The following is a 19,552-nucleotide window of genomic DNA, read 5'->3' as shown; positions in this document are numbered from 1 at the left end:
GGGCTCCTCTCCACTGTTCGTAAACCGGTGACTGGTTACCGCACCGGGCATTGTCGAGCCTACCCCCGTCGCAAGGCGGTACTTCTTGCCTTTCCACAGTGCGGGCGACCTGCGGAGTTCGCCTCCCGTATGAGCGCCGCCGTTCACTTCTGCGCCACGTCAACACGACCCCACCCCCGCGAAGGGCGGCGTGGGCCCAACGTCTACAGTGGTCTGGTTCGCGCAAGTCTTCACCGGGCCCTCAGGCCCGGAGCTTGCTGGGATTTCTCTGTCAGGGGTGTGCGTGACGGCCGTCGAGTCCCGACCCGCAGGGGTCGCCTTGACTCCGAGCCCGACGGGCCATCGCCCGTTCGGGGCCCGCATCAAGGCATTCGTGGCTCTTACCAAGCCGCGCATCATCGAGCTGCTGCTGATCACCACCGTCCCGGTGATGTTCCTCGCCGCTCAGGGCGTGCCCGATCTTTGGCTCGTGGTGACCACCACCGTCGGCGGATATCTCTCCGCGGGCGGTGCCAATGCGCTCAACATGTATATCGACCGCGACATCGACGCGCTGATGGACCGTACGTCCCAGCGCCCGCTCGTCACCGGCATGGTGAGTCCCCGTGAGTGCCTCGCCTTCGGCATCGCCCTCGCCGTGATCTCCACGGTCTGGTTCGGACTGCTCGTCAACTGGCTCTCCGCGGCCCTCGCGCTCGGCGCGCTCCTCTTCTACGTCGTCGTCTACACGATGCTGCTGAAGCGCCGCACCTCGCAGAACATCGTCTGGGGCGGGATCGCCGGCTGCATGCCCGTCCTGATCGGCTGGTCCGCCGTGACCGGCTCGATGAGCTGGGCCGCGGTCATCCTCTTCGCGGTGATCTTCTTCTGGACGCCGCCGCACTACTGGCCGCTCTCGATGAAGGTCAAGGAGGACTACGCCCGGGTCGGTGTCCCGATGCTCCCGGTCGTCGCCTCCAACCGGGTGGTCGCCCGCCAGATCGTCGTCTACAGCTGGGTGATGGTCGGCGTCTCGCTGCTGCTGACCCCGCTGGGCTACACCGGGTGGTTCTACACCCTGGTCGCCGTGCTGACCGGCGGGTTCTGGCTCTGGGAGGCCCACGGCCTGCAGAACCGGGCCAGGGCCGGCGTCACCGGCACCAAGCTCAAGGAGATGCGGCTGTTCCACTGGTCCATCACCTACGTCTCGCTCCTCTTCGTCGCCGTCGCGGTGGACCCCTTCCTCAGGTAGTCCCGCACGCGCAGAGCTCCGCCGACGGGCGGGGGACGTGGCCGACGCCACGCCCCCCGCCCGTCGCCCGTTCCTCTACCCGTCGGTAGCATCCTGGCCATGGCAGAGACGGCAGAGCCCCAGACCCAGCAGACGGACGACAAGCACGCGGCCCGCGCCGAGCGCAGGGCCGCGAAGCTCGCCCGGCAGATCGGCGCCTTCGCCGAGGCGCACGGCGGTGCGGAGGGGCAGCTCGCCCACCTCGGGCAGACGGGCACCCGCATCGTGCTGGTCGGCGAGGACGGCGGCTGGGGCGACCTCGTCGCACCCTCCTGGGCGGTCGCCGAGAGCGCCGTGCGGAAGGCCGGCATCACGGTCCACGAGCACTTCGACGGCGAGTTCGCCGCCAAGGTCCGCACCGGCCCCTACGAGTGGTCCCGGATGGCGGGCATCCAGGTCGGCGGCCCCTCCAACGACAAGGGCTGACGCACCCCGGGCACCGGTACGACGAAGAGCCGCTGTCACCCGCCCCTGGGGGCCCGGGTGACAGCGGCTCTCCTACGTCCGCGCGGTCGTCAGACGGCCGGTGCGTGCTCCGGCCGCTGCCCGCTCGCCGGAGCGGGGACGCCGGCGGCGGCCGCCGGGCGCTCGCGCAGCGACAGCAGCAGGCGCAGCACCGCGATCCACATCAGGGACGAGCCGAGCATGTGGATCCCGACCAGGAGCTCGGGGACGTCGCTGAAGTACTGCACATAGCCGACGACGCCCTGCGCCAGCAGCACCAGCAGCAGGTCACGGGCGCGGGCCCGGGTGTCGGCGGGCGCGTCCACCACGCGCAGGGCGAAGAACACCGCGATGGCCAGGGCGCACACGACCCAGGCGGCCACGGCGTGGACGTGCGCGGCGGCGCTCCAGTCCCACGGCATGCGCGGCACGTCGCTGCTGTCGCCCGCGTGCTTGCCGGAACCCGTCACGGTGGTGCCCAGCACCATCAGCACGACCGTGGCGGCGACGACGCCCCAGGTCAGCCGGACCACCGGGCGCGGGGCGCGGGGGCGCGGCGCGCCGTCGCCCTCGCCGATGCGGACCCAGGTGACCACGGTCACCGTGAGCAGGCAGTTGGCCAGCAGGAAGTGCCCCGCCACCGACCACGGGTTGAGGCCGGCCCAGACGGTGATCCCGCCGATGACGGCGTTGCCCATCACCAGCCAGAACTGCGACCAGGCGAGGCGGGTGAGCCCGCGCCGCCGGGGCTTCAGGGAGCGCGCCGCGATGATGGCCCAGCCGACCGCGGCCGACAGGACGTAGGTCAGCATCCGGTTGCCGAACTCGATGGCGCCGTGCAGACCCTGCTCGGGGGTGGCGAAGAGGCTGTCGTCGGTGCACTTGGGCCACGTGTCGCAGCCCAGGCCGGAACCGGTCAGGCGGACCGCACCGCCCGTGACGATGATGAACACGCTCATCGCCACCGCGGCGAGCGCCGCCCGCCGGGCCGTCCGTACCGACGGTGTCCAGCGCTTGGCGATGAAGGAGAGGGGGGTTTCCACGCGCTCCATCGTAGGGAACGGCTTGTGCATGTTTTCACGAGGGGTGGGCGTTTCCGGGTGAGCCGGGACGACGCCCCGGGCGCCCGCTCACTCCCAGCGGAAGAACCGCGCCGCCGCGCCCAGGCCCAGCACCGACCACACGGCCAGCACCGCCGCGTCGCCCCAGGGCATCGCCGCGCCGTGCTGCAGTACGTCCCTGAGCCCGCCGGAGAGCGCCGAGATCGGCAGCAGGTCCAGGACCGACCGCACGGCGTCCGGGAACCGGTCCAGCGGGACGACGACCCCGCCGCCGACCAGCAGCAGCAGGAAGACCAGATTGGCGGCGGCCAGCGTCGCCTCCGCCTTCAGCGTCCCCGCCATCAGCAGCCCGAGACCGGAGAAGGCCACGGTGCCCAGCACCAGGAGCAGCAGGACGGAGAACGGACCGCCCTGCGGCGACCAGCCCAGCAGGAGGGCGATCACCGTCAGCAGGACGATCTGCAGCACCTCCGTCACCAGCACCGAGAGGGTCTTCGCCGTCATCAGGCCCCAGCGGGGCAGCGGCGAGGCGCCCAGCCGCTTGAGGACGCCGTAGCGGCGCTCGAACCCGGTCGCGATGGCCTGGCCGGTGAAGGCGGTGGACATCACGGCCAGGGCCAGGACGCCCGGCGTCAGGAAGTCCACCGGGTCGCCCGCACCGGTGTCGACGACGTCCACCGCGCTGAAGAGCACGAGCAGCAGCGCCGGGATGACCACGGTGAGCAGCAGCTGCTCGCCGTTGCGCAGCAGCATCCGCGTCTCCAGCACCGCCTGGGCCGCGATCATGCGGGGGAGCGGGGCGGCGCCGGGGCGCGGGGTGTACGTACCGGCGCTCATGCGCGCAGCTCCTTGCCGGTCAGTTCCAGGAAGACGTCCTCCAGGGTGTGCCGCTCCACCGCGATACCGTCGGGCATCACCCCGTGCTGGGCGCACCAGGAGGTGACGGTGGCCAGCAGCTCCGGGTCGATCCGCCCGGTGATGCGGTACGTGCCGCCGGCCGGCTCGGCCGCCGTGCTGTCGTCGGGCAGCGCCTTCAGCAGCGAGGCGAGGTCCAGCCCGGGGCGGCCGGTGAAGCGCAGGGTGTTCTCGGCGCCGCCGCGGCACAGCTGCTCCGGGCTGCCCCGGGCGATGACCCGCCCCGCGTCGATGACGGCGACGTCGTCGGCGAGCGTCTCCGCCTCGTCCATGAAGTGGGTGGTCAGGACGACGGACACGCCGTCGGTGCGCAGCTCCCGGATCAGGTCCCAGGTCGCCCGGCGGGCCTGCGGGTCGAGGCCGGCCGTCGGCTCGTCGAGGAAGACCAGCTCGGGGCGGCCGACGACGGCCATGGCCAGGGCGAGCCGCTGCTGCTGGCCGCCGGAGAGCCTGCGGTAGGCGGTCCGGCCGCAGCCGTCCAGGCCGAGGCGCTCGACGAGCGCGCCGACATCCAGCGGATGGGCGTGCAGCCTGGCCATGTGGCGCAGCATCTCCTCGGCGCGGGCGCCGGAGTAGACGCCGCCGGACTGCAGCATCACGCCGACGCGGGGGCGGAGCGCGGCGGCGTCCGCGACCGGGTCCAGGCCGAGGACCCGCGCGGTCCCGGCGTCCGGCCGCCGGTAGCCCTCGCAGATCTCGATCGTGGTGGTCTTGCCGGCGCCGTTGGGTCCGAGGACCGCGGTCACCGCGCCCGCCGGGACCTCCAGATCGAGGCCGTCGACCGCCGTCCTGGTGCCGTACCGCTTGACGAGGCCCCTGGCCTGTACGACGGGCTCACTGCTCATGGCGGGAAAGTCTAAGGGCTGCCCCGTCGGGCCCGGCGGGCGCCCGGCGCCCGGTGGATCCGCTCGGGGCGCCGTGCGGATCCACCGGGCGGGAGACCTCAGGGCCGCCCCGTGAGCGGTACGGCGCGCCGGTCCGCCCCGCGCGTCCCGGCGGGAATCCGGGGAGACCGGGCGTCCTGCGGCGGGCCCGCCCCGCGCCGGCCCGGGGCGGGAGGGGCGGCGCCCACCTGCGAAGGGCTACGGTGATCCACTGTTTCCGCAGGTCAACTTAGGTCTGCCTAAGTGATGAAGGGCACCGTGTCCGGCGTGGGGGCGGGTTGTCAGGCCCGGCGGAATTACGCAACAATGGCGTTGTGAAATACGTGGGCGAGGCTCCTCAGGAGGAACTCGCGACCGGTGAGCGCTCGACGCGCAACCGGGTCGCGCGGTCCATCCTGGACCACGGCCCGTCCACCGCTGCCGACCTGGCCAAGCGGGTCGGCCTGACCCAGGCCGCCGTGCGCCGCCACCTCGACGCCCTCGTCTCCGACGACGTGGTCGAGGCCCGCGAGCAGCGGGTGTACGGAGCGCGGACCCGCGGCCGTCCGGCCAAGGTCTTCGCGCTCACCGACTGCGGCCGTGACGCCTTCGACCAGTCCTACGACCAGCTCGCCGCCGACGCGCTCCGCTGGATCGCCGACACCGCCGGGGACGAGGCGCTCGTCGCCTTCGCCCGCGCCAGGATGGCCTCCCAGTCCGAGACGTACCGGTCCGTGATCGAGGCGGCGGACCCCGAGGCCCGCACCGAGGCGCTGGCCAGGGCCTTGTCGGCCGACGGGTACGCTGCTACGGCGCGCAGCGCGCCGGCCCCGCAGCAGGGCGAGCAGCTGTGCCAGCACCACTGCCCGGTCGCGCACGTGGCGGAGAAGTTCCCGCAGCTGTGCGAGGCGGAGACGGAGTTCTTCTCCAGCCTGCTCGGGACCCACGTACAGCGTCTCGCCACCCTCGCCCACGGCGACGGTGTGTGCACGACGTTCGTCCCGCGCGCCGGCCCACCGGCACCACAGACTTCACAGACCACTCATTCAGCATCTGCAAGTACGGCCGGGAGGAACCCCGCATGACGCTCCCCACGGAGACTGCCCACCCTGAGCTCGATGGCCTGGGCACGTACGAATTCGGCTGGGCCGACTCCGACGCGGCAGGCGCGGCGGCGAAGCGCGGCCTGTCCGAAGCTGTCGTCCGCGACATCTCGGAGAAGAAGAACGAGCCCGAGTGGATGCTCAAGCTCCGGCTCAAGGGCCTGAAGCTGTTCGACAAGAAGCCGATGCCGAACTGGGGCTCGGACCTGTCGGGGATCGACTTCGACAACATCAAGTACTTCGTCCGGTCCACGGAGAAGCAGGCGGAGTCCTGGGAGGACCTGCCCGAGGACATCAAGAACACCTACGACAAGCTGGGCATCCCGGAGGCCGAGAAGCAGCGCCTCGTCGCCGGTGTCGCCGCCCAGTACGAGTCCGAGGTGGTCTACCACCAGATCAACGAGGAGCTCGAGTCGCAGGGTGTCATCTTCATGGACACCGACACCGCGCTCAAGGAGCACCCGGAGCTCTTCAAGGAGTACTTCGGCACCGTCATCCCCGTCGGTGACAACAAGTTCGCCTCGCTGAACTCCGCCGTGTGGTCCGGCGGCTCCTTCATCTACGTGCCGAAGGGCGTGCACGTCGAGATCCCGCTCCAGGCCTACTTCCGCATCAACACGGAGAACATGGGCCAGTTCGAGCGGACGCTGATCATCGTCGACGAGGACGCCTACGTCCACTACGTCGAGGGCTGCACCGCGCCGATCTACTCCTCGGACTCGCTGCACTCCGCGGTCGTCGAGATCATCGTGAAGAAGGGCGGCCGCTGCCGCTACACGACCATCCAGAACTGGTCGAACAACGTCTACAACCTGGTCACCAAGCGCGCCGTGGCGTACGAGGGCGCGACCATGGAGTGGGTCGACGGCAACATCGGCTCCAAGGTCACCATGAAGTACCCGGCCGTCTACCTGATGGGCGAGCACGCCAAGGGCGAGACCCTGTCCATCGCCTTCGCGGGCGAGGGCCAGCACCAGGACGCCGGCGCCAAGATGGTGCACATGGCGCCGAACACCTCCTCCAACATCGTCTCCAAGTCGGTGGCGCGAGGCGGCGGCCGCACCTCCTACCGCGGCCTCATCGAGATCGGCGAGGGCGCGCCGGGCGCCAAGTCCAACGTGCTGTGCGACGCGCTGCTCGTGGACACCGTCTCCCGCTCCGACACCTACCCGTACGTCGACGTCCGCGAGGACGACGTGTCGATGGGCCACGAGGCGACGGTCTCCAAGGTCTCCGAGGACCAGCTCTTCTACCTCATGAGTCGCGGCATGACCGAGTTCGAGGCCATGGCGATGATCGTGCGCGGCTTCGTCGAGCCGATCGCCAAGGAGCTGCCGATGGAGTACGCCCTCGAGCTCAACCGGCTGATCGAGCTGCAGATGGAGGGCTCGGTCGGCTAGGACGGCCCCGCCGTCCACCGATCGTCCCCGAGAGTTCTTGACTGAGAAAGCGAGCACCACGACAGCCATGGCTGAGGCTCAGAACGCCCCCGAGGACCTCCGAGGAGCTCCGGTCCAGGGGGGACCCACACCCGCAGGCTCCACCACCGCGGGATCCATCGCGGTGGCGGCGGAGTCCACCGTCGCCACGCGCATGAGCGCTCCCCCCTCCTTCGACGTCGCGGACTTCCCGGTCCCGCACGGCCGTGAGGAGGAGTGGCGGTTCACGCCGCTGGAGCGTCTGCGTGGCCTGCACGACGGCTCCGCCGTCGCCACCGGTGACGGGGTCAAGGTCGTCGTCGAGGCGCCCTCCGGCGTCACGGTCGAGACCGTCGGCCGCGACGACGCGCGGCTCGGCCGGGCGGGCACCCCGGTGGACCGGGTCGCCGCCCAGGCGTACTCCTCCTTCCGGCACGCCTCGGTCGTCACGGTCGCCAAGGAGGCCGTGCTCAGCGAGCCGGTCCGGATCACCGTGCACGGCGAGGGCGGTGTGGCCTACGGCCACCAGGTCATCGAGCTCGGCGCCTTCGCCGAGGCCGTGGTCGTCATCGACCACACCGGTGACGCCGTGCTCGCTGCCAACGTCGACTACGTCCTGGGCGACGGTGCGAAGCTGACCGTCGTCTCCGTCCAGGACTGGGACGACACGGCCGTCCACGTCGGCCAGCACAATGCGCTGGTCGGCCGCGACGCCTCGTTCAAGTCGATCGTCGTGACGTTCGGCGGGGACCTCGTCCGGCTCCACCCGCGGGTCGCCTACGCCGGCCCCGGCGGTGAGGCCGAGCTCTTCGGCCTGTACTTCACCGACAAGGGCCAGCACCAGGAGCACCGCCTCCTGGTCGACCACAACACGCCGCACTGCAAGTCCAACGCGGTGTACAAGGGTGCGCTCCAGGGCGACGACGCCCACGCCGTGTGGATCGGCGACGTGCTGATCCAGGCCGCCGCCGAGGGCACCGACACCTACGAGATGAACCGCAACCTGGTGCTCACCGACGGCGCCCGTGTCGACTCCGTACCGAACCTGGAGATCGAGACCGGTGAGATCGTCGGAGCCGGCCACGCCTCGGCGACCGGGCGGTTCGACGACGAGCAGCTGTTCTACCTGCAGTCCCGCGGTATCCCGGCCGAGGAGGCCCGCCGGCTCGTCGTGCGCGGCTTCTTCGCCGAGCTCGTCCAGCAGATCGGCCTGCCGGACGTCGAGGAACGCCTCCTCGACAAGATCGAGGCCGAGCTGAAGGCGTCGGTCTGAGATGTCCTTCGTCAAAGCCTGTGCGCTGAGCGAGCTGGAGGAGGACACCCCCAAGAGGGTGGAACTCGACGGCACGCCGGTGTCCGTCGTCCGCACCGAGGGGGAGGTGTTCGCGATCAACGACATCTGCTCGCACGCGAACGTCTCGCTCTCGGAGGGCGAGGTGGAGGACTGCGCGATCGAGTGCTGGCTGCACGGATCGAGCTTCGACCTCCGCACCGGCAAGCCGTCCGGTCTTCCCGCGACGCGCCCCGTCCCCGTATACCCCGTAAAGATCGAAGGGGACGATGTGCTCGTCTCCGTCACCCAGGAGTCCTGAGTCACCCATGGCAACGCTTGAAATCCGCGACCTGCACGTCTCCGTCGAGGCCGACAACGCCACGAAGGAGATCCTCAAGGGCGTCGACCTGACCGTGAAGCAGGGCGAGACCCACGCCATCATGGGCCCGAACGGGTCCGGCAAGTCCACCCTCGCCTACTCGCTCGCGGGTCACCCCAAGTACACGATCACGAGCGGCACGGTGACCCTGGACGGCGAGGACGTCCTGGAGATGTCCGTGGACGAGCGGGCCCGCGCCGGCCTGTTCCTCGCCATGCAGTACCCGGTCGAGATCCCCGGTGTCTCGGTCTCCAACTTCCTGCGCACCTCCGCCACCGCCGTCCGCGGCGAGGCCCCCAAGCTGCGTACGTGGGTCAAGGAGGTCAAGGAGACGATGGCCGGGCTCCAGATGGACCCGTCCTTCGCCGAGCGTAACGTCAACGAGGGCTTCTCCGGCGGTGAGAAGAAGCGCCACGAGATCCTCCAGCTGGAGCTCCTCAAGCCGAAGATCGCCGTCCTCGACGAGACCGACTCCGGTCTCGACGTCGACGCCCTGCGCGTCGTCTCCGAAGGCGTCAACCGGGTCCGTGAGCGCGGCGAGGTCGGCACCCTGCTGATCACGCACTACACGCGGATCCTCCGCTACATCAAGCCCGACTTCGTGCACGTCTTCGCCAACGGCCGCATCGCCGAGTCCGGCGGCGCCGAGCTGGCCGACAAGCTGGAGAACGAGGGCTACGAGGCATATGTGAAGGGTGGCGCTTCCGCGTGACTGACGCCCGACAGGGGCTCTCCGGCCTCCTCGACACCGAGGCGATCCGCAAGGACTTCCCGATCCTGGACCGCACGGTCCACGACGGCAAGAAGATCGTGTACCTGGACAGCGCGGCGACCTCGCAGAAGCCGCGCCAGGTGCTCGACGCCCTCAGTGACTACTACGAGCGGCACAACGCCAACGTCCACCGCGGTGTGTACACCCTCGCGGAGGAGGCCACCGCGCTGTACGAAGGCGCCCGCGACAAGGTCGCCGCCTTCGTCAACGCACCCAGCCGCAACGAGGTGATCTTCACCAAGAACGCCTCGGAGTCGCTCAACCTCGTCGCGAACATGCTGGGCTGGGCGGACGAGCCCTACCGGGTCGACAGCGACACCGAGATCGTCACCACGGAGATGGAGCACCACTCCAACATCGTGCCGTGGCAGCTGCTCTCGCAGCGCACCGGCGCGAAGCTGAAGTGGTTCGGCATCACCGACGACGGCCGCCTCGACCTGTCCAACATCGACGAGATCATCACGGAGAAGACGAAGATCGTCTCCTTCACCCTGGTCTCGAACATCATGGGCACGGTCAACCCGGTCGAGACGATCGTCCGCCGTGCGCAGCAGGTCGGCGCGCTGGTCTGCATCGACGCCTCGCAGGCGGCCCCGCACATGGTGCTCGACGTGCAGGCGCTGCAGGCCGACTTCGTGGCCTTCACCGGTCACAAGATGGTCGGTCCGACCGGCATCGGCGTGCTCTGGGGACGGCAGGAACTCCTGGAGGACCTGCCGCCGTTCCTCGGCGGCGGGGAGATGATCGAGACCGTGTCGATGCACTCCTCGACGTACGCCCCCGCCCCGCACAAGTTCGAGGCGGGCACGCCCCCGATCGCGCAGGCCGTCGGCCTCGGCGCGGCCGTGGACTACCTCTCGGCCATCGGCATGGAGAACATCCACCGCCACGAGCGGGCCATCACCGAGTACGCGGTGCGACGGCTCCTGGAGGTCCCCGACCTCAGGATCATCGGTCCGGCGACGGCCGAGGACCGCGGGGCGACGATCTCCTTCACGCTCGGCGACATCCACCCCCACGACGTGGGCCAGGTGCTCGACGAGCAGGGCATCGCCGTCCGGGTCGGGCACCACTGCGCGCGTCCGGTCTGCCTGCGGTACGGAATTCCTGCGACGACGCGAGCGTCGTTCTATCTGTACTCCACGCCGGCCGAGGTCGACGCCCTGGTGGACGGGCTGGAGCACGTGCGGAACTTTTTCGGTTAGACGGCAGAGGGTTGACTGGTGAAGCTTGATTCCATGTACCAGGAAGTGATCCTGGACCACTACAAGCACCCCCACGGGCGCGGCCTGCGGGACGGCGACGCCGAGGTGCACCACGTCAACCCGACGTGCGGCGACGAGATCACGCTCCGCGTGAGGTACGACGGCGAGATCCTCGCCGACGTCAGTTACGAAGGTCAGGGCTGCTCCATCAGCCAGGCCAGCGCGTCCGTGCTCAACGAGCTCCTCGTGGGCAAGGAGCTCGGAGAGGCGCAGAAGATCCAGGAGGCCTTCCTGGAGCTGATGCAGTCCAAGGGCCAGCTGGAGCCGGACGACGCGATGGAGGAGGTGCTGGAGGACGCGGTCGCGTTCGCCGGTGTCTCCAAGTATCCGGCCCGGGTCAAGTGCGCGCTGCTGAGCTGGATGGCGTGGAAGGACGCGACGGCGCAGGCGCTGTCCGAAGGGAAGACGGCATGAGCGAGAACGAGACTCTGACCAGCAAGCCGGCCTCCGAGGAGGAGGTCCGCGAGGCCCTGTACGACGTGGTCGACCCCGAGCTGGGGATCGACGTCGTCAACCTGGGCCTGATCTACGGCATCCACGTCGACGACGCCAACATCGCCACCCTCGACATGACGCTGACGTCCGCGGCCTGCCCGCTGACCGACGTCATCGAGGACCAGGCGAAGTCCGCGACCGACGGCATCGTCAACGAGCTGCGGATCAACTGGGTCTGGATGCCGCCGTGGGGCCCGGACAAGATCACCGACGACGGCCGGGAGCAGCTGCGCGCGCTCGGCTTCAACGTCTGACCGGTCTCTCCGCACCACTCCCGGTCCACCTCCGCGCACGGCCGTGGCCGCCGGTCCTCCCGGCGGCCACGGCCGTGCGCCGTCTCCGGCCCCCGTCGTACGCGGCGGGGGCCGGAGTGTGTCGTACCGTGACGGGCTCCGGCGCCGCCACCCGCTCCGGTCAAACGGGCGGCGGCGGGGCGGTGCCGCCGTGCGGGACGCCCTGCGCCGGTACGCCCGCCGCCTCGGCCAGCACCGGGCCCAGGTTCTCCGTCCGGATCCGCCGGTCGACGTAGAGCAGGCCGGCCACCAGCTGCGGGAACGTCGTCGAGACGATCTGGCTGAGCATCCCGCCCAGCAGGGTGGCGACCAGATAGCCGCCCACCGCGACCACCACCGCGGCCGTGCTCGGGTCGTCCTCCAGGGACCCGGTCCCGATCAGGCCGGGGAACAGGCCGAGGACGGTGAACGGGATCTGGAGGATGTAGCCGGCCACTCCCGCGATCATCCCGGCCAGCAGGGTGATGCCGAAGATCCGCCACCAGTCGCCCTTCACCAGCCGCGCGGAGCGGCGCAGCGCGGCGACGGGGCCCTGGCCCTCGAAGACCACGACCGCCGGTGCCAGACAGACCTTGATCCAGATCCAGACCGCCAGCGGCCCGGTCACCAGGACGCCGACGATGCCGAGCGTCACGGCGAGGGCGGTGCTGCCACCGCCGTCCATCGCGAGGGTGCCGATGATCAGGCCGAAGAAGGCGACCGAGAGCAGCAGCACGGGGACCAGCGCCACCAGCGAGGTGAGGATCAGGGTGCCGATGACGGGGGCGACCCGGGCCCAGGCCCTGCGCCACAGCGCCGCGAACGCCAGCGGCCGGCCCAGCACGGCCTCCTGCAGCACCGCGGGGACCACCGCGTACATCAGGCCGGACACCACGGTCATGAGCACGATGCCCAGCACGCCGATGACGACGGCGGCGCTCACCAGGGGGACCACGTCCGCGGAGGCGGCGCTCTCGCCGCGGTCGAGGGCGATCACCCGGTCCAGATGGCCGGACACGGCGGCGTACGCCAGGGCGACCGCCGTCCCCATCAGCAGCGCCGCGCCGCCGTAGAGCGCCGCGGCCATGCCGAACAGCTGCTTCCCGTACCTGCCCATCGTCGCGAACGCCCCGCTCAGCACCTCTCCCAGGCCCAGCGGCGCGAGGGGTATCACCCCCGGCTTCGGCGGCGGCACCCAGCCGCCCCATCCCGGTGGCCCCCCGAACGGATGTCCGCCGTACTGCGCGCCCCCCTGGGCGCCCCCGCCCCACCCTGCGTCCTGCCCCACCACTGCTCCGATTGCTCGTATCGTCCGCTTGTCCGGTCGTCATCAGGCCGTACCGGTGCGGACACCGTAACGTCCCGGGGCGCGGACCCACCCCGACCGGTCCTGGTGGGCAGCGGTGTACGCGCGTTGTGTACGGCCGTACACAACACTGTGTACGCTTGTACGCATGGGATACGGACTGCTGGCCGCGGCCATCGCGGCGGAGGTGGCCGCGACGACGGCCATGAAGTACAGCGAGGGCTTCACCCGGCTGTGGCCCTCGCTGGTGACGCTCGTGGGCTACGTCCTGGCGTTCGCCCTGCTCGCCCAGACCCTCAAGACGCTCTCGATCGGCACCGCCTACGCCATCTGGGCGGGCGTGGGCACCGCGGCCGTCGCCGCCATCGGAGTCCTGTGGATGGGGGAGCCGGCGGGCCTCGCCAAGGTGGCCGGCATCGCGCTGATCATCGCCGGGGTCGTGGTCCTCAACCTGGGCGGGGCCCACTGATGGCCAGACGGCACGATCCCGAGCGGCGTGAGCGCATCATCGAGGCGGCCCTCCGCGTCGTCGGCGCCCGGGGCATCGCGGGCCTCAGCCACCGCACCGTGGCCGCCGAGGCCGACGTACCGCTCGGCTCGACGACCTATCACTTCGCCTCCCTCGACGAGCTGTTGGTCGCCGCGCTGCGCCGGTGCAACGAGAACTTCGCCCGGACGGCCCGCGAGGACCCCGGTCTCCACGACCCCGCCGTCCCGCTCGCCGACGCACTGACCCGGCTGCTGGGGGAGTGGTTCTCGGGCGGACGCGGGCCGGTGGAGCTGGAGTACGAGCTCTACCTCGCGGCGCTGCGGCGGCCCGCCCTGCGGCCGGTCGCCAGCGAGTGGGCCGAGGAGATGGCCGCGCTGGTCGCCCACCGCACCGACCCGGCCACCGCACGGGCCCTCGCGGCGCTGCTCGACGGCATCTGCCTCCAGGTGCTGCTCACCGGGGGCGAGTTCGACCCCGCGTACACCAGGGAGATGCTGGCGCGGGTCGCCGGCGGAGCGGCCCGGGTGCCCGCCGGTCCAGCGGGACCCGGACGGACACGCTCCGGCACCTGAGACCGGTTCGCCCGCGCGGGGCCCGGACGGTTAGGTTCTGTGCATGACCGACACGACTTCCCAGGGCTCCGCCCGCACCACCGGCGCCGTCGCCGCCGGCCTCGCCACCATCGCCGGCGACGGCACCGTCCTCGACACCTGGTTCCCCGCCCCCGAGCTCATCGCCGAGCCCGGGCCCGCCGGCACGCAGCGCCTGAGCCCGGAGGAGGCGGTGAACCGCCTCGGCGAGGGCGCGGCCAAGGCCCTCGGGGTGGACGCACGCCGCGGGGTGGAGACCGTCGCCGTGTCCACGGTCATCTCCTCGCTCGACGACAAGCCCCTCGACGCCCACGACACCTACCTGCGCCTGCACCTGCTCTCGCACCGGCTGGTGCAGCCGCACGGGCAGAACCTCGACGGCATCTTCGGCTTCCTCGCCAACGTCGCCTGGACGTCGCTGGGCCCGGTGGCCGTCGACGACCTGGAGAGGGTCCGGCTGAACGCCCGCGCCGAAGGCCTGCACCTCCAGGTCACCTCCGTCGACAAGTTCCCCCGGATGACGGACTACGTCGCGCCCAAGGGCGTCCGGATCGCCGACGCCGACCGGGTCAGGCTCGGGGCGCACCTCGCCTCCGGCACCACCGTGATGCACGAGGGCTTCGTCAACTTCAACGCCGGCACCCTCGGCACCTCCATGGTCGAGGGCCGGATCTCCGCCGGCGTCGTCGTCGGCGACGGGTCGGACATCGGCGGCGGAGCCTCCACCATGGGCACGCTGTCCGGCGGCGGCAAGGAGCGCATCGTCATCGGGCAGCGCTGCCTCGTCGGGGCCGAGGCGGGCGTCGGGATCGCCCTGGGCGACGAGTGCGTCGTCGAGGCCGGGCTCTACGTCACGGCCGGCACCCGGGTCACCCTGCCGGACGGACAGGTCGTCAAGGCGCGCGAGCTCTCCGGCGCCTCGCACATCCTCTTCCGCCGCAACTCGGTGACCGGCGCCGTCGAGGCCCGCCCGAACAACGCGGTGTGGGACGGGCTCAACGACGTGCTGCACAGCAACGACTGAGGCCCTGTCCGGCGGTTCCCCGCGCGGGGCCGCCCCGGGGCGATGCGCGAACCGTCCGTCCGGCGGCGTCCGGGCGGGCGGCTCCGCGTCCGCAACGCGGAGCCGGGCGGGCCGAAAGCGGCGTCCGGGCGGGCGGTGCCCCGTCCGGGACGCGCCCGTCACCCCGCGGCTCGGAGCTCCTCGTGCAGTCCGCGCAGCGCGGCGGTCGCCTCCCGGCCGGCGGGCCGCAGCGGTTCACGGACCGGGCCCGCGTCCAGCAGCGCCTTCACGGTGACCGTGCCGGGCAGGCCGGCGGCCATCATGGCCTCGACCAGCGGGGCGAGGAGCCCGTTGAGACGGGCCGCCTCCGCGGTGTCCCCCGCGTCGAACGCGTCCAGCACGGCCCGCATCCGGCGGGGGACCACGTTGGCGACCGTGCTGACGTAGCCCGCCCCGCCGATCGCGTACAGCGGGAGGTTCAGCTCCTCGGAGCCCGAGTAGTACGCCAGCGAGGTCCGCGCCATCACCCCGGTCGCCGCGAGCATGTCGTACGAGCAGTCCTTCACCGCCACGACGCGGGGGTGCGCGGCCAGCCGCAGCAGCGTCGCCGGTTCGATCCGTGTGCCGGTGCGGCCCGGGATGTCGTACAGCATCAGCCCGGTCCCCGTCGCCTCCGCGACCCGGAGGAAGTGCGCCTCCACGGCCTCCTGCGGCGGACGGCTGTAGTACGGGGTCACCACCAGCAGCCCGTCCGCACCCGCCTCCTCGGCCTCCTGCGCGAGCCGTACCGTGTGCCGGGTGTCGGCGCTGCCCACGCCCGCGACCAGCGTGACCCCGTCGCCGACCTCCTCCCGCACCGCCCGCAGCAGCGCGGTCTTCTCCGCGTCGGTGGTGGTCGGCGACTCGCCGGTGGTGCCGCTGAGCACGAGACCGTCGCAGCCGTCCGCGACGAGGCCGGCGGCATGGCGGCGGGCGGCGTCCAGATCCAGGCCGCCGGAGGCGGTGAACGGCGTGATCATGGCGCAGAGGGCGCGGCCGAAGGGCCCGGCGGTGTGGGATCTCATGCCCGCAGTCTCGGCGCCCGGTCCGCGCGGGTCCACTTAGTTCTGCTTGGGCCGGCGGGCAAGGGATGCTGAACGGTCGCCCCCGCGGCCCGGCGCGACCGGAACGGGGGCGGCGGACCGCCCCGAGGACCGCCGCACACCCGCGTCCCGCACCGGGGTGGACCTCTGCCACAACCGGGCGGCACCGGACGACATACGTCTACGCTGGGGCAGCGGCCGAGGACCCGTCGTCACCGGGCCGGCCCTTCGCACACCGCCCGCGCACGCCCCGAGGAGAACCCCCTGATGTCCGCAGAGCGCCCCTCCCTGCCGCCGGTGCGGCTGCACACCGAGGCCGAGCTTGCGCGGGACGCGCTGGCCGCTCCGCTGCTCGCCCGAGCCGTCCGCCTCGCCCGCTGGGCGGGCCCCGGGACGCGGGTGGGCGCCGGCGGCGAACTCGTCGAGGCGCACCTGCCCGCCGCGGCCGAGCACCTGGGGTTCGGCGACGACGAGGACGGCGTGGCGTACGCCAGCGAGGCGTGGCGCCTCGCCGTCGACACCGGACTGCTGGACTTCGAGGACCCGGACGCCGCGGAGGGCGAGGACGCGGAGGGCACCGTCACGGTCGGCGAGAACCTCGGCCTGCTGACCTCGGGATCGCCCCAGGACGTGCTCGCGATCTGGCTCGACGGCCTCGACGCCGTGCACGCCGACGCCACGGCCCCGGCCTTCGACGATTTCGCCGACCTCGTCGGTGAGGACGGCAGCGTCGACTTCGATGCCCTGGACTGGGACCCGGAGGAGGAGGCCGACTTCCTCGACGGGGTGCTCGGCAACCTCTACCTGCTCACGCTCTCGGAGGCCGGTCCCTTGGAGGGACCGGTTCCGCTGCCCGCCCTCGCCGCGTCCGTGGTGGTGCCCGAGGACATGGGCGAGCCCACCGACGACGTCCTTGAACAGGTGTCCGAGGTCATGATGCGGCTGGACGACCAGTTCCGGGTCCTCGCCCCCATCGGGATCGTCGAGTACCGGCCGGTGGACGAGGCCCTGCTGACCGAGGAGGGCGAGGAGGCCACCCCGCCCGCCGACGACGAGGACGTCACCCGCTACGGCATGGTGCGGCTGACCCCGCTCGGTCTCTACGGCATCCGCGAGCGGATGCTGGAGGCCGGGGTGGACGCCCCCGCCGTCGGCGACCTCGCGGACAAGGGTGCCGACGTCCTCCTCGACGGCATCGCCCACTATCCCGAGGACGCCGCGCGCAGCGAGATCGGCCTCTGGCTCGGCGGGCGCGGGGCGCAGGGGGCGGAGGCCGCCGCGGCGGAACTCCTGGGCGCGGCGCGGGGCGCCGACCGGCGCGCGCCGCTGCGCAGGCTCCACTGCCAGCAGGCCCTGGCCCTGGTCGGACCGGAGGCCGAGCCCGCCGTGCGCGCCGTGCTCGACGACCCCGAGCTCGGCGGACTGGCCCGGGTCTGGCTCGCGGAGCGCGGCGCGGCCGACGTGCCGGCGCCCCCGGAGTCGATGATCTTCTGGCTCGCCGTGGACACGATCGCCGCGCAGCTGGACGCCGACGGAGACCTGGACGAGCTCCAGGAGCTGGTCGAGGGGCTCTCCGGGCAGCACAGCGGCTTCTTCGACCAGGCCTGGCGGGTCGAGCACCCCGCCACGGCGGAGGTGCTGGAGGCCGTGGGCCGGCTGCACCGCGACCGCGTGATCGCCAAGGACGCCCGCAAGGCCGCCTTCAAGGCCCGCTCGCGTACGAAGAGCTGAGCCGGCGCCCCCGGCGTGACCCGGCGCCCCGGCGTGACCCTGCGCGGTCTCGCCGGGGGCGGTCCGGAGCCCGGCGCACCGGGAGGGCCGGAGCGGTCCTGCGGTACGAGGGTTTTCGGCCAGGGCGGCCGGCTCCGACCGGCTCCCGTGTCCCGTTTCGTCCCCGAACGCGGCACGGCTTGGTGTGCGGGCCCGCTCGGCGACGTGCGTCGTTCAACTCCTGTTGGTGCGGGGGAGGGAGCGTGATCGCGCCAGCCCACCGGTCACGCACCAGCAGGAGTCCTCGATGGCGATCACGCGCAGGGAATTCAGCAGACAGTCCGCCCTCACCGGCGCCGGCATCGCCCTGACCGGCGCCGTCGGCACCCTGGCCACCGCTCCCGGCGCCCTGGCGGCCGAGGACGTGCACCCCGGCCACGGCGGCGGCCCGGGCCACGGGCACGGGAAGGAGCCGGGCTACGGCCCGCTGCTCCCCGACCCGAAGGGCATCCTCGCGCTGCCCGCCGGGTTCTCGTACCGCGTCCTCACGCACAGCGGTGTCACCACCCTGGAGACCGGCGAGCCGACCCCGTCCAACCACGACGGCACCGCCGCCTTCGAAGGCCCCCGCGGAGTCACGCTGCTGGTCAACAACCACGAGCTGAGCGGCACCCGGGCCGGCTGGGAGCACCCCGTCCCCCTCACCGACGGCCTGGTCTACGACCCGGTCGCGGCCGGCGGCTGCACCGTCGTGGAGACCCGCCGTGACGGCCGCACCGCCGAGTGGGTCGGGATCGCCGGCACGTCGACCAACTGCGCGGGCGGCAGCACCGCCTGGGGCACCTGGCTGACCTGCGAGGAGACCGAGGACAAGGCCGGCAAGAACGGCCTGCTCAAGGACCACGGCTATGTCTTCGAGGTCGACCCCTACGACAAGCGCGCCAACCGCGACCCGCGCCCCGTCAAGGCCTTCGGCCGGTACGCCCACGAGGCCGTCGTCATCGACCCGAAGCAGGGCCACGCCTACCTGACCGAGGACGCGTCCGGCCCCAACGGCCTGCTCTACCGCTGGGTCCCCCCGCACGGCTTCCGGCACGGCCGCGGCAAGCTGCGCACCCTGGCCGACGACGCCGGTGTCCTCCAGGCCTTCAAGTGCTTCGACAGGAAGGGCGCGTTCGTCGACGACCTGTCGCGCGCCACGGAGATCGGCACCGTCTACGGCGTGGACTGGGTCGACGTACCCGACCGCGACGCGAGGACGGTCTCGGTCCGCAAGCAGTTCACCGCGGGGCAGGTCACCCGGGCCCGCAAGCTCGAAGGCATGTGGTGGGGTGACGGCGGTGCCTACGTCGTCGCCTCGTTCGCCCGTGACGAGAGCCCGGTCGCGCACGACGGCCAGGTCTGGTTCTACGACCCCAAGCGCCGCACGCTCACCCTGAAGGTGCTCCTCGGCGTCAACCCGGCCCCCTCCGAGGACGGCGCCTTCGACGGCCCGGACAACATCACCGTGTCCCCCTACGGCGGTCTGGTCATCGCCGAGGACGGCGAGGGCGTCCAGCACCTCTTCGGCGCGACCGACGGCGGACGCACCTACCCGATCGCACGCAACGAGCTGAACATCGGCACCGAGGACGACCCCTCCTACAGCGAGTTCACCGGGGTCACCTTCTCGCCCGACGGGAAGACGCTCTTCGCCAACATCCAGACCCCGGGGATCATGCTGGCGATCACGGGCCCGTGGAAGCGCCAGCCGGGCAAGCACTGACCCGTCCCGCACGCGCGGCGCCCGGGGCCGTCCCCGGGCGCCCCGCGCCGCGCAGCGCCCGCGGAAGGCCGCGCGG

20 protein-coding genes are annotated in these 19,552 nt (G+C 71.9%); 15 read left to right on the top strand and 5 right to left on the bottom strand.

Features of this window, described 5'->3' with window-relative positions; translation table 11 throughout:
* Positions 1-283: 283 nt before the first annotated feature.
* Both ABZ172_RS18400 and ABZ172_RS18395 read left to right on the top strand, forming a co-directional pair.
* Complete coding sequence (locus ABZ172_RS18400; protein WP_356884763.1) at positions 284-1,231, top strand: heme o synthase; 948 nt, start codon at positions 284-286, stop codon at positions 1,229-1,231.
* Between the two features lie 99 nt (positions 1,232-1,330).
* Positions 1,331-1,696: a hypothetical protein gene (locus ABZ172_RS18395; protein ID WP_356884762.1), complete on the top strand. Its 366-nt coding sequence runs from the start codon at positions 1,331-1,333 to the stop codon at positions 1,694-1,696.
* Between the two features lie 89 nt (positions 1,697-1,785).
* Here ABZ172_RS18395 and ABZ172_RS18390 read toward each other — a convergent pair whose 3' ends face one another.
* The 3 genes from ABZ172_RS18390 to ABZ172_RS18380 form a co-directional block, all read right to left on the bottom strand.
* Positions 1,786-2,766, bottom strand: coding sequence for a COX15/CtaA family protein (locus ABZ172_RS18390; protein ID WP_356884761.1), 981 nt, complete (start codon positions 2,764-2,766; stop codon positions 1,786-1,788).
* Between the two features lie 78 nt (positions 2,767-2,844).
* Entirely contained in the window at positions 2,845-3,612 is a 768-nt protein-coding gene (locus ABZ172_RS18385; RefSeq protein ID WP_356884760.1) for an ABC transporter permease, read from the bottom strand.
* Positions 3,609-4,535 (bottom strand): ABC transporter ATP-binding protein, encoded by a 927-nt coding sequence (locus ABZ172_RS18380; RefSeq protein ID WP_356884759.1) that lies wholly within the window; start codon positions 4,533-4,535, stop codon positions 3,609-3,611. The genes ABZ172_RS18385 and ABZ172_RS18380 overlap by 4 nt, the downstream gene beginning before the upstream one ends.
* Positions 4,536-4,888: 353 nt before the next feature.
* On the opposite strand from ABZ172_RS18380, the gene ABZ172_RS18375 reads away from it, so the two are divergent.
* From ABZ172_RS18375 to ABZ172_RS18340, 8 genes are all read left to right on the top strand, one after another.
* The gene (locus ABZ172_RS18375) at positions 4,889-5,638 is read left to right on the top strand and encodes a metalloregulator ArsR/SmtB family transcription factor (RefSeq protein ID WP_356884758.1); all 750 of its coding nucleotides are present in this window, start codon (positions 4,889-4,891) and stop codon (positions 5,636-5,638) included.
* On the top strand, positions 5,635-7,056 hold the full coding sequence (gene sufB / locus ABZ172_RS18370) for a Fe-S cluster assembly protein SufB (protein ID WP_356884757.1): 1,422 nt from the start codon (positions 5,635-5,637) through the stop codon (positions 7,054-7,056). The genes ABZ172_RS18375 and sufB overlap by 4 nt, the downstream gene beginning before the upstream one ends.
* Before the next feature lie 67 nt (positions 7,057-7,123).
* The gene (gene sufD, locus ABZ172_RS18365; RefSeq protein WP_356884756.1) at positions 7,124-8,347 is read left to right on the top strand and encodes a Fe-S cluster assembly protein SufD; all 1,224 of its coding nucleotides are present in this window, start codon (positions 7,124-7,126) and stop codon (positions 8,345-8,347) included.
* A gap of 1 nt (position 8,348) precedes the next feature.
* On the top strand, positions 8,349-8,666 hold the full coding sequence (locus ABZ172_RS18360; protein ID WP_356884755.1) for a bifunctional 3-phenylpropionate/cinnamic acid dioxygenase ferredoxin subunit: 318 nt from the start codon (positions 8,349-8,351) through the stop codon (positions 8,664-8,666).
* 7 nt (positions 8,667-8,673) lie between these two features.
* Entirely contained in the window at positions 8,674-9,438 is a 765-nt protein-coding gene (sufC, locus tag ABZ172_RS18355) for a Fe-S cluster assembly ATPase SufC (protein WP_356884754.1), read from the top strand.
* Positions 9,435-10,703 carry a cysteine desulfurase gene (locus tag ABZ172_RS18350; RefSeq protein ID WP_356884753.1) on the top strand — a complete coding sequence of 423 codons (1,269 nt, stop codon included), beginning with the start codon at positions 9,435-9,437 and terminating at the stop codon, positions 10,701-10,703. The genes sufC and ABZ172_RS18350 overlap by 4 nt, the downstream gene beginning before the upstream one ends.
* Positions 10,704-10,721: 18 nt before the next feature.
* On the top strand, positions 10,722-11,177 hold the full coding sequence (sufU, locus tag ABZ172_RS18345; protein WP_356884752.1) for a Fe-S cluster assembly sulfur transfer protein SufU: 456 nt from the start codon (positions 10,722-10,724) through the stop codon (positions 11,175-11,177).
* Positions 11,174-11,512: a metal-sulfur cluster assembly factor gene (locus tag ABZ172_RS18340; protein ID WP_356884751.1), complete on the top strand. Its 339-nt coding sequence runs from the start codon at positions 11,174-11,176 to the stop codon at positions 11,510-11,512. Before sufU ends, ABZ172_RS18340 begins: the two co-directional genes overlap by 4 nt.
* 160 nt (positions 11,513-11,672) lie before the next feature.
* Here the strand turns inward: ABZ172_RS18340 and ABZ172_RS18335 are convergent, their stop codons facing one another.
* Positions 11,673-12,725 (bottom strand): hypothetical protein, encoded by a 1,053-nt coding sequence (locus ABZ172_RS18335; protein WP_356884750.1) that lies wholly within the window; start codon positions 12,723-12,725, stop codon positions 11,673-11,675.
* 259 nt (positions 12,726-12,984) lie between these two features.
* Between ABZ172_RS18335 and ABZ172_RS18330 the strand changes: the two genes are divergently transcribed.
* From ABZ172_RS18330 to dapD, 3 genes are read left to right on the top strand one after another with little or no spacing between them, the layout of a single operon-like run.
* On the top strand, positions 12,985-13,305 hold the full coding sequence (locus ABZ172_RS18330) for a multidrug efflux SMR transporter (protein ID WP_356884749.1): 321 nt from the start codon (positions 12,985-12,987) through the stop codon (positions 13,303-13,305).
* The gene (locus tag ABZ172_RS18325; protein ID WP_356884748.1) at positions 13,305-13,898 is read left to right on the top strand and encodes a TetR family transcriptional regulator; all 594 of its coding nucleotides are present in this window, start codon (positions 13,305-13,307) and stop codon (positions 13,896-13,898) included. The genes ABZ172_RS18330 and ABZ172_RS18325 overlap by 1 nt, the downstream gene beginning before the upstream one ends.
* Positions 13,899-13,941: 43 nt before the next feature.
* Positions 13,942-14,940, top strand: a complete 999-nt coding sequence (dapD, locus tag ABZ172_RS18320; protein ID WP_356884747.1) for a 2,3,4,5-tetrahydropyridine-2,6-dicarboxylate N-succinyltransferase — start codon at positions 13,942-13,944, stop codon at positions 14,938-14,940.
* 158 nt (positions 14,941-15,098) lie between these two features.
* Here the strand turns inward: dapD and dapA are convergent, their stop codons facing one another.
* Positions 15,099-15,983 (bottom strand): 4-hydroxy-tetrahydrodipicolinate synthase, encoded by an 885-nt coding sequence (dapA, locus tag ABZ172_RS18315; RefSeq protein ID WP_356884746.1) that lies wholly within the window; start codon positions 15,981-15,983, stop codon positions 15,099-15,101.
* A 285-nt stretch (positions 15,984-16,268) separates the two neighbouring features.
* Between dapA and ABZ172_RS18310 the strand changes: the two genes are divergently transcribed.
* Positions 16,269-17,732, top strand: coding sequence for a hypothetical protein (locus ABZ172_RS18310; RefSeq protein ID WP_356884745.1), 1,464 nt, complete (start codon positions 16,269-16,271; stop codon positions 17,730-17,732).
* Positions 17,733-18,018: 286 nt separating this feature from the next.
* Positions 18,019-19,476 (top strand): alkaline phosphatase PhoX, encoded by a 1,458-nt coding sequence (locus ABZ172_RS18305; RefSeq protein ID WP_356884744.1) that lies wholly within the window; start codon positions 18,019-18,021, stop codon positions 19,474-19,476.
* Positions 19,477-19,552 lie beyond the last annotated feature (76 nt).

Source organism: Streptomyces sp. NPDC006296 (assembly GCF_040613235.1).
Classification (GTDB): Bacteria; Actinomycetota; Actinomycetes; order Streptomycetales; family Streptomycetaceae; genus Streptomyces.
This window is presented reverse-complemented; position numbering and strand designations above follow the sequence as displayed.

Excerpts from the sequence above, each read along its gene's own strand:
- ABZ172_RS18395 (WP_356884762.1), top strand. The coding sequence starts at position 1,331 with ATGGCAGAGACGGCAGAGCCCCAGACCCAGCAGACGGACGACAAGCAC.
- ABZ172_RS18390 (WP_356884761.1), bottom strand. The coding sequence starts at position 2,766 with ATGGAGCGCGTGGAAACCCCCCTCTCCTTCATCGCCAAGCGCTGGACA.
- ABZ172_RS18385 (WP_356884760.1), bottom strand. The coding sequence starts at position 3,612 with ATGAGCGCCGGTACGTACACCCCGCGCCCCGGCGCCGCCCCGCTCCCC.
- ABZ172_RS18380 (WP_356884759.1), bottom strand. The coding sequence starts at position 4,535 with ATGAGCAGTGAGCCCGTCGTACAGGCCAGGGGCCTCGTCAAGCGGTAC.
- sufB (WP_356884757.1), top strand. The coding sequence starts at position 5,635 with ATGACGCTCCCCACGGAGACTGCCCACCCTGAGCTCGATGGCCTGGGC.
- sufD (WP_356884756.1), top strand. The coding sequence starts at position 7,124 with ATGGCTGAGGCTCAGAACGCCCCCGAGGACCTCCGAGGAGCTCCGGTC.
- ABZ172_RS18360 (WP_356884755.1), top strand. The coding sequence starts at position 8,349 with ATGTCCTTCGTCAAAGCCTGTGCGCTGAGCGAGCTGGAGGAGGACACC.
- sufC (WP_356884754.1), top strand. The coding sequence starts at position 8,674 with ATGGCAACGCTTGAAATCCGCGACCTGCACGTCTCCGTCGAGGCCGAC.
- ABZ172_RS18340 (WP_356884751.1), top strand. The coding sequence starts at position 11,174 with ATGAGCGAGAACGAGACTCTGACCAGCAAGCCGGCCTCCGAGGAGGAG.
- ABZ172_RS18330 (WP_356884749.1), top strand. The coding sequence starts at position 12,985 with ATGGGATACGGACTGCTGGCCGCGGCCATCGCGGCGGAGGTGGCCGCG.
- ABZ172_RS18325 (WP_356884748.1), top strand. The coding sequence starts at position 13,305 with ATGGCCAGACGGCACGATCCCGAGCGGCGTGAGCGCATCATCGAGGCG.
- dapD (WP_356884747.1), top strand. The coding sequence starts at position 13,942 with ATGACCGACACGACTTCCCAGGGCTCCGCCCGCACCACCGGCGCCGTC.
- dapA (WP_356884746.1), bottom strand. The coding sequence starts at position 15,983 with ATGAGATCCCACACCGCCGGGCCCTTCGGCCGCGCCCTCTGCGCCATG.
- ABZ172_RS18310 (WP_356884745.1), top strand. The coding sequence starts at position 16,269 with ATGTCCGCAGAGCGCCCCTCCCTGCCGCCGGTGCGGCTGCACACCGAG.
- ABZ172_RS18305 (WP_356884744.1), top strand. The coding sequence starts at position 18,019 with ATGGCGATCACGCGCAGGGAATTCAGCAGACAGTCCGCCCTCACCGGC.